The 12,022-nt window shown below is 59.2% G+C and carries 11 protein-coding genes; 5 read left to right on the top strand and 6 right to left on the bottom strand.

Features of this window, described 5'->3' with window-relative positions:
• Nucleotides 1–5: 5 nt before the first annotated feature.
• The 3 genes from iscS to trmJ form a co-directional block, all read right to left on the bottom strand.
• Nucleotides 6–1,220, bottom strand: coding sequence for a cysteine desulfurase (gene iscS / locus ENGE1_RS16940; RefSeq protein ID WP_043082529.1), 1,215 nt, complete (start codon nt 1,218–1,220; stop codon nt 6–8).
• Between the two features lie 170 nt (nt 1,221–1,390).
• Nucleotides 1,391–1,882 carry a Fe-S cluster assembly transcriptional regulator IscR gene (gene iscR / locus ENGE1_RS16935; protein ID WP_043082528.1) on the bottom strand — a complete coding sequence of 164 codons (492 nt, stop codon included), beginning with the start codon at nt 1,880–1,882 and terminating at the stop codon, nt 1,391–1,393.
• A 217-nt stretch (nt 1,883–2,099) separates the two neighbouring features.
• Complete coding sequence (gene trmJ, locus ENGE1_RS16930; protein ID WP_045287207.1) at nt 2,100–2,831, bottom strand: tRNA (cytosine(32)/uridine(32)-2'-O)-methyltransferase TrmJ; 732 nt, start codon at nt 2,829–2,831, stop codon at nt 2,100–2,102.
• 120 nt (nt 2,832–2,951) lie between these two features.
• Here trmJ and suhB point away from each other — a divergent pair, with 120 nt between their 5' ends.
• Nucleotides 2,952–3,758 (top strand): inositol-1-monophosphatase, encoded by an 807-nt coding sequence (gene suhB / locus ENGE1_RS16925; protein ID WP_086498954.1) that lies wholly within the window; start codon nt 2,952–2,954, stop codon nt 3,756–3,758.
• A gap of 30 nt (nt 3,759–3,788) precedes the next feature.
• On the opposite strand, the gene ENGE1_RS16920 is transcribed toward suhB, so the two are convergent.
• Both ENGE1_RS16920 and ENGE1_RS16915 read right to left on the bottom strand, forming a co-directional pair.
• The gene (locus tag ENGE1_RS16920; RefSeq protein WP_048254462.1) at nt 3,789–4,769 is read right to left on the bottom strand and encodes a nickel/cobalt transporter; all 981 of its coding nucleotides are present in this window, start codon (nt 4,767–4,769) and stop codon (nt 3,789–3,791) included.
• A complete protein-coding gene (locus ENGE1_RS16915; RefSeq protein WP_048254460.1) occupies nt 4,760–5,398 on the bottom strand; it encodes a DUF1007 family protein in 639 nt (212 codons plus the stop codon). The genes ENGE1_RS16920 and ENGE1_RS16915 overlap by 10 nt, the downstream gene beginning before the upstream one ends.
• 122 nt (nt 5,399–5,520) lie before the next feature.
• Here ENGE1_RS16915 and csiE point away from each other — a divergent pair, with 122 nt between their 5' ends.
• On the top strand, nt 5,521–6,804 hold the full coding sequence (gene csiE, locus ENGE1_RS16910) for a stationary phase inducible protein CsiE (RefSeq protein ID WP_048254459.1): 1,284 nt from the start codon (nt 5,521–5,523) through the stop codon (nt 6,802–6,804).
• Here csiE and ENGE1_RS16905 read toward each other — a convergent pair.
• The gene (locus tag ENGE1_RS16905; protein WP_064360659.1) at nt 6,780–7,934 is read right to left on the bottom strand and encodes a 3-phenylpropionate MFS transporter; all 1,155 of its coding nucleotides are present in this window, start codon (nt 7,932–7,934) and stop codon (nt 6,780–6,782) included. The genes csiE and ENGE1_RS16905 overlap by 25 nt on opposite strands.
• 525 nt (nt 7,935–8,459) lie before the next feature.
• Between ENGE1_RS16905 and ENGE1_RS16900 the strand changes: the two genes are divergently transcribed.
• From ENGE1_RS16900 to ENGE1_RS16890, 3 genes are all read left to right on the top strand, one after another.
• Nucleotides 8,460–9,443, top strand: a complete 984-nt coding sequence (locus tag ENGE1_RS16900; RefSeq protein WP_043082521.1) for an autoinducer 2 ABC transporter substrate-binding protein — start codon at nt 8,460–8,462, stop codon at nt 9,441–9,443.
• A gap of 91 nt (nt 9,444–9,534) precedes the next feature.
• The gene (locus tag ENGE1_RS16895) at nt 9,535–11,043 is read left to right on the top strand and encodes a sugar ABC transporter ATP-binding protein (RefSeq protein WP_043082520.1); all 1,509 of its coding nucleotides are present in this window, start codon (nt 9,535–9,537) and stop codon (nt 11,041–11,043) included.
• The gene (locus tag ENGE1_RS16890; RefSeq protein ID WP_048254458.1) at nt 11,036–12,022 is read left to right on the top strand and encodes an ABC transporter permease; all 987 of its coding nucleotides are present in this window, start codon (nt 11,036–11,038) and stop codon (nt 12,020–12,022) included. The genes ENGE1_RS16895 and ENGE1_RS16890 overlap by 8 nt, the downstream gene beginning before the upstream one ends.

Genomic DNA, 12,022 nt, shown 5'->3' with positions numbered 1-12,022 from the left:
TCCGATTAGTGATGCGACCATTCGATAGTGTTCAGATCCACGCCCTGCTTGAACATCTCCCACAGCGGAGAGAGGTCGCGCAGGCGGCCGATGGACTTCTGCACCAGAGCGATGGTGTAGTCGATCTCTTCTTCGGTAGTGAAACGACCTAAAGAGAAACGGATAGAACTGTGCGCCAGCTCATCGTTCATGCCCAGCGCGCGCAGCACGTAGGACGGTTCGAGGCTTGCGGAGGTACAGGCGGAGCCGGAAGAGACGGCCAGGTCTTTCAGGGCCATGATCAGCGACTCGCCTTCAACGTAGTTGAAGCTGACGTTGAGGATATTCGGCGCGCCCTGCTCAAGGTCGCCGTTGAGGTAAACCTCTTCCATATCCTTAATGCCGTTCCAGAGACGGTCACGCAGGCCGCGCAGGCGGGCCATCTCGGTGGTCATCTCTTCTTTAGCGATACGGTAGGCTTCGCCCATGCCGACAATCTGGTGCACCGGCAGCGTACCGGAGCGCATGCCGCGCTCGTGACCGCCGCCGTGCATCTGCGCTTCGATGCGGATACGCGGCTTGCGGCGCACGTAGAGGGCGCCAATGCCTTTCGGGCCATAGATTTTGTGGCCGGAGAAGGACATCAGGTCCACTTTCAGCTGGCTGAGATCGATAGGCAGTTTACCCACGCTCTGGGTGGCGTCTACGTGGTAAATGATACCGCGTGCGCGGCACAGTTCGCCGATGGTAGCGATATCCTGCACCACGCCGATTTCGTTGTTCACGTGCATGATAGAGACGAGGATAGTGTCGTCACGCATCGCGGCTTCGAGCTCTTTGAGATCGATGATGCCGTTGCGCTGCGGCGCGAGGTAGGTCACTTCAAACCCTTCGCGTTCCAGCTGACGGCAGGTGTCGAGCACGGCTTTATGCTCGGTTTTGCTGGTGATAATGTGCTTGCCTTTTTTCTGATAGAAGTTGGCTGCACCTTTAATCGCCAGGTTATCAGATTCGGTCGCGCCAGACGTAAAGACGATTTCGCGCGGGTCGGCACCGACCAGCTCGGCAATCTGATTGCGGGCGATATCAACCGCCTCTTCAGCCTGCCAGCCAAAGCGGTGTGAGCGGGAGGCCGGGTTGCCAAAGGTCCCGTCCAGCGTCAGGTACTGCATCATTTTCTCGGCAACACGCGGGTCCACCGGCGTGGTTGCGGAGTAATCGAGGTAAATCGGTAATTTCATTGCTCTTTAACTCCGTACATCACTCAATGCAAGGAACCAGGCAACCGGCTGGATGTACGACCGTGTCGACGGACAGCAAATGCCCGGCCTGATTCTTAAATCTTTTTTTACGCTTAACTCTTCGGGCTGCCCTGGTAGTCCAGCCCGAAGAATATTACGCTTCTTTTTTGTTACGCACGCAGTTTAACGTCAATGGCGTCCTGCGAACGGGTGCTACGCTGAGTTTCGTGAATGTGCTGGCGGTCGGAAACGTCCAGAACTTCCTGATTATTCACCAACTCACCGAGGGTGATATTGTTTAAAAAGCCGGTCAGGCGGTCACTCAGATCGCGCCACAGCGCGTGAGTCAGGCACTTATCGCCCCCCTGACAGCCGGCTTTCCCCTGGCAACGTGTTGCATCAACAGATTCGTCAACGGCGCTGATAACTTCGCCAACTGCAATACTTCCGGCATCCTTTCCTAGCAGGTAGCCGCCGCCCGGTCCGCGTACGCTGGAAACCAGTCCATTTTTGCGCAGGCGGGAGAACAGCTGCTCCAGATAGGAAAGCGAAATTCCCTGACGTTCAGAAATATCAGCCAACGGCACCGGCCCCGATTCGGAGTTGAGCGCAACGTCAAGCATTGCGGTCACGGCATAACGCCCTTTAGATGTCAGTCTCATATCTTACTTAGCCTCAAATCGCCCCTGTCCGGGGTTGTTATTAAAATGTAGCTTTTGCATAGCGAGGTCAGTCTGACATTCCCGAGTAAATTGGTCAACTATTTACTTGACCGTTTTACTCAGGTATTTAGCATTTAGTGTCATGAGCAACTTCCGAAATGGCATAAACAGATGCTCTCAGCTACCTGCTGGCAGCTGAGTATAGGCCGGGCGCGCGCTATTGCTGTTTATTTGACTGCTCGATTGAGGCCAGCATGCCGCGCAGGATGTTCAGCTCCTGGCTCTCGGGGCGCGCGCGGGTGAACAGCCGGCGCAGCTTGTTCATCACCTGCCCCGGGTGACTGGCGCGAATAAAGCCGGTGCTGAGCAGCGTCTGCTCAAGGTGGTCGTAAAAACGCTCAAGATCGTCTACCAGCGGGTACGGCGCCTCAGCCTCTTCGGGCTGCTCGCCGCTCTCCTGGGCCGCCAGCCACGCCATCCGCACTTCGTAGGCGATAACCTGCACCGCCATGGCGAGGTTCAGAGAGCTGTACTCCGGATTGGCGGCGATCGCCACGTGGTAGTGGCACTTCTGCAGTTCGTCGTTGGTCAGGCCAACACGCTCGCGGCCAAAGACCAGCGCCACCGGAGCGTGGGCGGCTTCCGCCACGCTTTTAAGGCCGCACTCGCGCGGATCGAGCATCGGCCACGGCAGCGTTCTGGAGCGGGCGCTGGTCCCGACCACCAGGCTGCAGCCGGCGAGCGCCTCATCAAGGGTGTCAACAATCTGCGCATTGCCGATGACGTCGCTGGCGCCTGCCGCGAGGGCAATGGCCTGAGAGTCGGGCTCAACGAGGGGATTGACCAGCCAGAGGTTGGTTAACCCCATGGTTTTCATCGCGCGGGCGACAGAGCCCATGTTGCCGGTGTGGGAGGTTTCTACCAGGACTATCCGAATATTTTGCAGCATGTTTTTTCATCGAAGAAAGATAATTGGCCGATAGTAGCATAAAGCCAGGACAGATGCCGAATTCGCTGCTATGATATGCGCCGTTTTTCCCCGTTCTTTAACATCCAGTGAGAGTAACCGATGCAACATCCTATGTTGACCATCGCCGTGCGCGCAGCGCGCAAGGCGGGTAATATTATTGCCAAGCACTACGAGACGCCGGACACCGTAGAGACCAGCCAGAAAGGCAGCAATGATTTCGTGACCAACGTCGATAAAGCCGCAGAAGCGATGATTATCGAAACTATCCGCAAATCTTACCCGCAGCACACCATCATTACCGAAGAGAGCGGTGAGCACGCAGGCGAAGATCAGGATGTGCAGTGGGTTATCGATCCGCTGGATGGCACCACCAACTTTGTTAAGCGCCTTCCCCATTTCTCCGTTTCCATCGCTGTACGCATTAAAGGCCGTACTGAAGTGGCCGTGGTTTACGATCCGATGCGTAATGAGCTGTTCACCGCCACCCGCGGCCAGGGCGCACAGCTGAACGGCTACCGCCTGCGCGGCAGCACCGCCCGCGACCTGGACGGCACCATTCTGGCCACCGGCTTCCCGTTTAAGGCGAAGCAGCACGCCGCAACCTATATGAACATTCTCGGCAAGCTGTTCACCGAGTGCGCCGACTTCCGCCGCACCGGCTCTGCCGCGCTGGATCTGTGCTACGTCGCCGCAGGCCGCGTTGACGGTTACTTCGAACTGGCCCTTAAGCCGTGGGACTTCGCCGCCGGCGAGCTGATCGCCCGCGAAGCCGGCGCCCTGGTGTGCGACTTCACCGGCGGCCACAACTATATGCTGAGCGGCAACATCGTGGCGGGCAACCCGCGCGTGGTGAAAGCGATGCTGGCGAACATGCGCGACGAGCTGAGCGAAGCCCTGAAGCGTTAATCGCCCCGCCGCCCGCTGGCCGGGCGGCAATCAGAACGGCCGCAGCCCCCGCGCGGCCGGGACCGCACTGACCCACATCACCACTGCCGCAATCACCAGGATCGCCCCGCCCGCAAAGGCGAGCGTCGTCCAGCCTACCTGCCGCCACAGCGCCGGCGTCCTGTTGGCACTCAGCCGCACCGCCAGCCGGCGGAAGCTGTGCACCAGCAGCGCCAGCAGCGAAATCGTTATCGAGGTTCCCGCCGCCATCGCCAGCGCCGAGGCGACGCCCCAGCCGAAGACGCCGACCACTTTACTGAACAGCAGCACCATAATGGCGCCCGAACAGGGCCGCATCCCCATTGAGAGCACGATAGCCAGCCTGGCCCGCCAGTCGCCCTCTGCCGCCAGGCTGTCCGGCGCGGGCATATGCTGATGGCCGCAGCCGCAGTTTGCATGGTGGACGTGGTGCGGGGTGAAGGATTTGAATGTCGGCCTGCGCAGCACGTCGCGCAGCTTTTTCAGCGCCCGCCAGCAGAGCATCACGCCCAGCAGCCCCACGAGGGCATAGCTGCCCTTCTCCAGCCAGAAACTGCTGAGGTGCATCTGGCGGGCGGGCAGCGCCAGCAGCGTGAGCACCACCACCACCAGCGCAATCGCCACCAGCCCCTGCAGCAGCGACGCCGCCAGGGTCAGGCGAATGCCCGACTTCAGCTTTGAAGGATGCGTCGCAAGCCAGGTGGCAATCACAACCTTGCCGTGCCCCGGCCCGAGCGCGTGCAGCACGCCGTAGATAAAGCTAAATGCCAGCAGCGAGCCGCCCGCCCGGCCGGGATCGGCCGCCACCGCCTGCAGTAGGGCGCTCATCTGCTGATTGACCTCCCGTTGCCAGACCACGCTTTTGAGCATCAGCTGCGGCCAGACGTGAAGCAGCCAAAGGCCGCCCGCCAGCGCCAGCAGTAGAAACAGCGCCAGCGGCCAAAGCTGGAGCCAGCGGCGGGGCGCCGGGCGCGCAGATGATATTACTGACATGACAGAGTGACCTGCTGTGCAAATTGTTTACCCAAATCCATATCCTCCGGCGGGGCGTCGGCCTTATCCAGCGACAGCGCGTAGGCGGTGAGAGAATCACTGGGCTGCGGGGTGAAAACCTTCAGCGCGCAGCCCGGCGGAAAGTCTGCGCCTAGCTTTACGTCGGCATCGCGGTCGTAGTGCATATCGACAAAGTAGCTGGGATCGAAGGTTGAAAAGGTGTAGCGCTGCCCGGCAAGCGGCTGCGGCTCGGCCAGCGGCAGCGTAAAGGTGAGCACCGCCTTGTGACCGTCCCGCGACAGGCCGTAGGCCGTGGGGCGGTTGGCAAATTTCACCTTCTGCTTGCCGTGCCAGAATTCGGTGAAGTAGTGCTGGCCGAGAACGTTCGCCATCACCTCCGCCGCCAGCTTCTTCCAGACCTCATCGCCGGGTTTGGCATTTCCGGCATCGTAGAGCAGGTCCGCCGAGGTGATTTCATCCATGGTCCAGCGCATATTCACGGCGGTGAGGCTGCCCGCGCTGGCGATTAGCTCGCCCTGCATGGCGATGAAGCTGTGCGGGTGCGACTGCGCTTTTCCCGATAAAAGCGTGAGAAACGCCAGCGCCGTAATCTGTTTCACTCTCGTCATCAATTCCTCAGTGAAAAATTCTGTGACCCGCGCCCGCAATCCTTGCGTAAATGCCGCCGCAGCGCCTGCCGTATCAGGATCCTTTAGCTATTCTTATCAAAAAACACTCTGGAATATGACAGATGATGACCGTAACTGAAACCCCATCTGCGCTTTCCAGTCCGCAGCGCCGCTGCCAGCTCCTGCTAACGCTCTACCAGCCCGGGCAGGACGTCACGGCGGAAAGCATCTGCCGGATGAATAACGTCGATGCGGCGATGGCGCATCAGGATCTCGCCGAAACCCATGAGGAACTTCAGCGCACCCACCGGCTGGAGATCGTGACAACCGGCGATGGCCGCCTGCGGATTGAAGGCAGCGCCCTCAATCAGCGTCTCTGCCTGCTGCACTGGCTACGGCGCAGCCTGCGCGTCTGCCCGCAGTTCATCAACCAATCTTTCGCCCCATCGCTGAAAATGCGCCTCAGGCAGGCCGGGATATCGCGCACGCTCTATGACGATACCAACCTGCGGGCGCTGGTCAACCGCTGCGCGCGCACGCTTTTTCGCCAGTTTGACAGCCGCGACGTCACCTTCCTGCTGCTCTTTCTGCAGTACTGTCTGCTGCAGCAGGAGCCGCAGAACGCCCCGGCATTCAGCCCGGAACAGCGGCGCTGGGTGCAGGGCAGCGCCGAGTATCAGGTGGCCGCAGAGATAGCCCGCCACTGGCAGCGCCGCACCCTGCGTGAGGCCCATCCCGATGAGCATCTGTTTCTCGCCCTGCTGTTCATGCTGCTGAAGGTGCCGGATCCGCAGCGGGATAGCCATACCCAGGAGGTGCGCCTCTACCGGGCCGTCAATCAGCTTATCGATCGCTTCCAGCAGCTGTCGGGCCAGCCGTTCAGCAACCGCTGCCGCCTGCGCGACCAGCTGTACGTGCACATTGCCCAGGCGATTAACCGCTCCCTGTACGGAATAGGCATTGACGCCAATCTGCCGGAGGAGATCCAGCGCCTCTACCCGCGCCTGATGCGTACGACCCAGGCGGCGATGGCCCCGTTTGAGGCCTACTACGGGCTGCGCTTCTCCAGCGACGAGCTGGGGCTTATCGCGATTATTTTCGGCGCCTGGCTGATGCAGGAGAGCGATCTGCAGGAAAAGCAGGTGGTGCTGCTCACCGGCGACAATACCGCCCTCGAACAGGCGCTGGAGCAGCAGCTGAGGGAGCTGACGCTGCTGCCGCTGAATATTAAATTGCAGCCCCTGCACGCTTTTAATAAAGAGGGCGTGCCGAAGGGGGCCGCGCTGGTGGTCACGCCCTACGCCGTGCCGCTGCCGCTGTTTTCACCGCCGTTTATCCACGCCGCCGAACCGCTCAGCGTCAGGCAGCGGCAGCACATCTGTCAGATGCTGGAGGCCCGGGACTGAGGCGACACCGTTGGCCGGACGAACATCGCGGGCAGCGCCACCAGCGCCATCACCCAGAAGACGCCGTGGTGCAGGTGCTGATAGAGGAAACCGGCGAAGACGGTCATGATGGCGATGCTGCCGCCCATCGCCACCGCCGAGTAGACCGCCTGCAGGCGAATAACCTCGCTGCCCCGGCGGGAGGCGATGTAGCGCATCGCCGCCAGGTGGCAGACGGTAAAGGTGCCGCAGTGCAGAACCTGCGCCACCAGCAGCCACGGCAGCGCCGTGGTCCAGCCCATGATCCCCCAGCGCACCACGCCGCACAGGCAGGAGAGCAGCAGCAGATCCCGGGCGCTGAAGCGGCTGAAGACTTTTTTGCTGACCGCAAAGATAATCACCTCGGCAACCACGCCGAGCGACCACAGATAGCCGACCGCAGAGGCAGAATAGCCCGCCTCCTGCCAGTAAATAGCGCTAAAGCCATAGTAGGCGGCATGCGCCCCCTGCAGCAGGCAGACGCAGGCGAGAAAGCGCCAGTTCTCCTGGGCCAGCGCCCGCCAGGCGCGCCAGCCGGCGGACGCCTGCTGGCGCGCCTCGCCCTGGGGCATGACCGACGGCGTAATGAGCATACCGAGCAGCATGGAGGCTATCGACAGGCTGAGCAGCGCCAGAATGGCCTGATAGTCATACAGGCTGACCAGCTTACCCACCAGCGCTGAACCAATCACAAACGCCACCGAGCCCCACAGCCTGACCCGGCCGTAGTCCATGGTTATCTGCTTTTGCCAGGTATTGGCCAGCGCGTCGGTGAGCGGCACCAGCGGCGAGAAAAAGAGGTTAAAGCCAATCATTACAATCATCAGCGAGGCGAAGCGGGTATCGAGCCAGAAGGCGAGCACGAACAGCAGCGACAGCAGCGCGAGCACCCGCAGGACGCGGATAAGCCGGGAGGGATCGGTCACGCGCGGGGCGATCAGCAGGCTACCGAGAAAGCGCGCCACCAGCCCGACGCCGAGCAGAATGCCGATAGATTCTGGCGTCAGCCCGACCCCCGCCAGCCAGACGCTCCAGAAGGGCAGAAAAATACCGTAGCTAAAAAAATAGGTGAAATAACTGAGCGCCAGCCAGCGCGTGGAATGCAAAGCCATGAATCCCTCCCGTAAGAGGCGATAGTCTGGCGGCAAACGCGCGGGCTGGCAATATGCTTTAACGGCCTGCTAACAGCTTCGGGGGCGATTTATGATCTTGCCCGAAGAAAAGCCGCCAGACGTCACATTTTTCTGGCCGCGCGCCCCTGGGGACGATCCTTCATAACACTCCCCCAGCCTGCGTTAGAAAACTCTCCGCATTCGTTCACGTTGAATCGCTTCACTTCTCAGTTCACAACTTCTCTTTTTTCCGTTAACGATCAGGTGGGAGGGATTTTTCTTATCCCTAACAGATATGATAATAAAATGTTTATTTTTTGTTTCAAAAACATCTATTTTTAACAATAAAGACCGCGCAAACACTGCGTAAAAACATCAAAATAAACAAAAATATAACCAAAAATTAACACAAAACAAACAAAAATGGCCATCGATCACATTCTAAGCAACTGAGATTCTTTCCCTCTTTCCTTCATTGCTAATCTCGCAGCGTGACATGCCCCTGTACCCAATAAAGGTAGAATTATGAAATTCAAATACGCCCTGCTCAGCGCAGCCATGATTTCTGCATGCATGTTGTCCCAAACGGCCGCTGCGGCGGAAAAATATGAAATTGCCGTGGTCGCCAAAGTAACCGGTATTCCCTGGTTCAACCGCATGGAAACCGGCGTCAACGAGGCGGCTAAAAAACTCGACGTCAATGCTTATCAGACGGGCCCCTCCACGCCCGATCCTGCCCAGCAGGTGAAAGTGATTGAAGATCTGATCGCCAAGAAGGTCAATGCCATTATCGTGGTACCCAATGATGCGAAAGTGCTGGAGCCGGTGCTGAAGAAAGCGCGGGATAACGGCATCGTGGTCCTGACCCATGAATCGCCGGATCAGCAGATTGGCCAGTGGGATATCGAGACCATAGACAGCGAAAAATACGCGCAGGCCAACGTCGATGAGCTGGCAAAAGATATGGGCGGAAAAGGCGGCTACGCTATTTATGTAGGCTCCCTGACCGTGCCGCTGCACAATGCGTGGGCGGACTACGCTATCAAATATCAGAAAGCGAAATACCCGGATATGTTCGAGGTCACCTCCCGTCTGCCGGTTGCGGAGAGTATCGATAAGTCCTACGCCACCACCCTCGATCTGATGAAAACCTATCCGCAGATGAAGGGCATCATCGGCTTTGGCTCCCTCGGGCCAATTGGCGCAGGCCAGGCAGTGCAGAAGAAGCGCGCGAAGGACAAAATCGCCGTGGTCGGGATCGCCATGCCCGGCCAGGCGGCTCCTTACCTGATGCGCGGGGATATCAAGAAGGCCCTGCTCTGGGATCCTAAAGATGCGGGCTACGCGCTGGTGACCGTTGCCGACCAACTGCTGAAAGGCAAAGAGGTTACCGCCGATCTTACGATTGACGGCTTAGGCAAGGCGGACGTCGATATGGACAAGAAAGTAATCCGCTTCAACAAGATCCTTGAAGTCACCAAAGATAACGCTCAGTCACTCGGCTTCTGAGGCATAAACCCACGTCGGCCTGCCCGCGGCCGGCGCGTTTCGTCCCCACTATTGTTAAGCGCCCTGCGGGGCGCTCGCTGAGGTATTGTCGATGACGGACGCCACCGCATTTATCACTCTTGAGAATATCAGCAAGCAATTCCCGGGCGTACTGGCGCTGGATAACGTGAGCCTGACCCTTAACAAAGGTGAAGTCCACTGCCTGGCAGGACAAAACGGCTGTGGGAAAAGCACCATTATTAAAGTTATTTCAGGCGTGTATCAGCCGGAAAAGGGAGCGCAGATCCAGCTCGATGGCAAACTCTTTCATCACCTGACGCCGCAGCTATCCTCCCATTACGGGATTCAGGTGATCTACCAGGATCTCTCCCTGTTCCCCAACTTCAGCGTGGCGGAAAATATCGCCGTTAACCGCTATCTGCCGGGCGGCGATCTCTGGGTACGCCGGGGAGCCATGAAGCGGCAGGCGATAGCGGCAATGACGCGTATCGGCGTCTCTATCGATCCCGATAAAAAAGTGGAAAAGCTGTCCATTGCCGATCGGCAGTTGGTGGCTATTTGCCGCGCCATTGCCGCCGAAGCCCGGCTGGTTATTATGGACGAACCAACGGCTTCCCTCACTCGTCAGGAGGTTAACGGCCTGCTCCGGGTGGTGAGCGAACTCAAAGCCGCCGGGATCTGCGTGGTCTTCGTCAGCCACCGGCTGGATGAAGTGATGGAGGTGGCTGACCGCATCAGCGTCATGCGCGACGGCAAGCTGGTGGGCACCTGGCCCGCACAGGAGCTGGATAGCCACGAACTGGCCTTCCTGATGACCGGGCAGCGCTTTCACTACAGCCCGCTGCCGGAGAAACCGCCCGCCGCGCAGGCCCCGATGCTTGAGCTGCGCCACCTGACCCGTAAAGGGAAATATCAGGATATCAACCTCTCCCTGCGCAGCGGCGAAATCGTGTCTGTGGTCGGCCTGCTGGGTGCCGGGCGCACGGAGCTGTGTCTGAGCCTGTTCGGTATGACGCACCCGGACAGCGGTGAAATATGGATCAACGGCGAAAGGGTGACTCTGCACAGTAACCACGATGCCATTAAACACGGCATCGGCTACGTGTCTGAGGACCGGCTCACTCAGGGGCTTATCGCAGAACAGTCCATCTACGACAACACCATCGTCACCGTCTTCGACAAGCTGCGCACCGGCAGCGGCCTGCTCAATCACGCCAAAGCGCAGAAGCTGGTTAACGATCTGATCCGCGACCTGAATATTAAGGTCTCCGATCCGCAGCTGCCGGTGAAAACCCTTTCAGGCGGTAACGCCCAGCGTATCGCCATTGCCAAATGGGTGGCGACAAATCCGCGCATTCTCATTCTCGACTCCCCTACCGTCGGCGTGGATATCGCCAATAAAGAAGGGATCTACCAGATCGCCCGTAACCTGGCTGAACAGGGCATGGCAGTGCTGATGATCTGCGATGAGATCCCGGAAGCGTACTACAACAGCCACCGGGTGCTGGTAATGCGGCGCGGCAGGCTGGTTGCGGAATTTAATCCTCACCGCAGCAGCGAAGAGGAAATTGCCAGGGTCGTGGAGGCTATCGATGAATAATCCGTTCTCACGTCTTATCGGGCAGCATGAGTTCTGGCTCGGGCTGCTGGTTATCGCCCTTGCAATCGGCCTCAGCATGAAGACCGATGAATTCCTGTCGCTGGGCAATCTGACGGACGTTGCCACCAGCTATGCCATTCTTGGGATCCTCGCCTGCGGATTGTTCGTGGTGCTGATTTCCGGCGGGATCGACATTTCGTTTCCGGCGACCACCTCCATTGCCCAGTACGTGATGGCAAGCTGGGTCATCGCCCACGGCGGTAATTTCGCCCTCGCTCTCGCCATCGCGGTGCTCGTTGGCCTGCTGCTGGGGCTGATTAACGGCTTTCTGGTCTGGTGGCTGCGCGTGCCCGCCATTATCATCACCATCGCCACGCTGAACGTCTATTACGGCCTGCTGGTGTACGCCACCAAAGGTACCTGGCTTTACGGTTTCCCGGACTGGTTTATGAACGGCATCAACTGGTTCTCTTTCACCGCCGCCGACGGCTACGACTATGGCCTGACGCTGCCGCTGCTGTGCCTGGCGGCGGTGATTATCGTCACGGCACTGCTGATGAACTATACCCGCCTCGGCCGCCAGATTTACGCCATGGGCGGCAACCGCGACGCAGCCTCACGGCTGGGCCTGAACCTGCTAAAGCTTCATTTCTGCGTCTACGGCTATATGGGGATCCTGGCAGGCTTCGCCGCCGTGGTGCAGGCGCAGATCACCCAGTCCGTTGCCCCCAACTCGCTGCTGGGATACGAACTGACTGTGCTGGCCGCCGTGGTTCTGGGAGGAACCAGTATGAGCGGTGGGCGCGGCACCCTCACCGGCACGCTGCTGGGCGTGGTGCTATTGGCCTTTTTACAAAACGGCATGACGCTGCTGGGGATCTCATCCTACTGGCACACCGTGTTCAGCGGCACCATTATCCTGGTAAGCATCAGCGCGACGGCGTGGAACGAGAAACGCAAACTGGCGAAGGAGATCTAA

The organism is Pluralibacter gergoviae ATCC 33028 = NBRC 105706 (genome assembly GCF_001598855.1).
GTDB lineage: Bacteria > Pseudomonadota > Gammaproteobacteria > Enterobacterales > Enterobacteriaceae > Pluralibacter > Pluralibacter gergoviae.
This window is presented reverse-complemented; position numbering and strand designations above follow the sequence as displayed.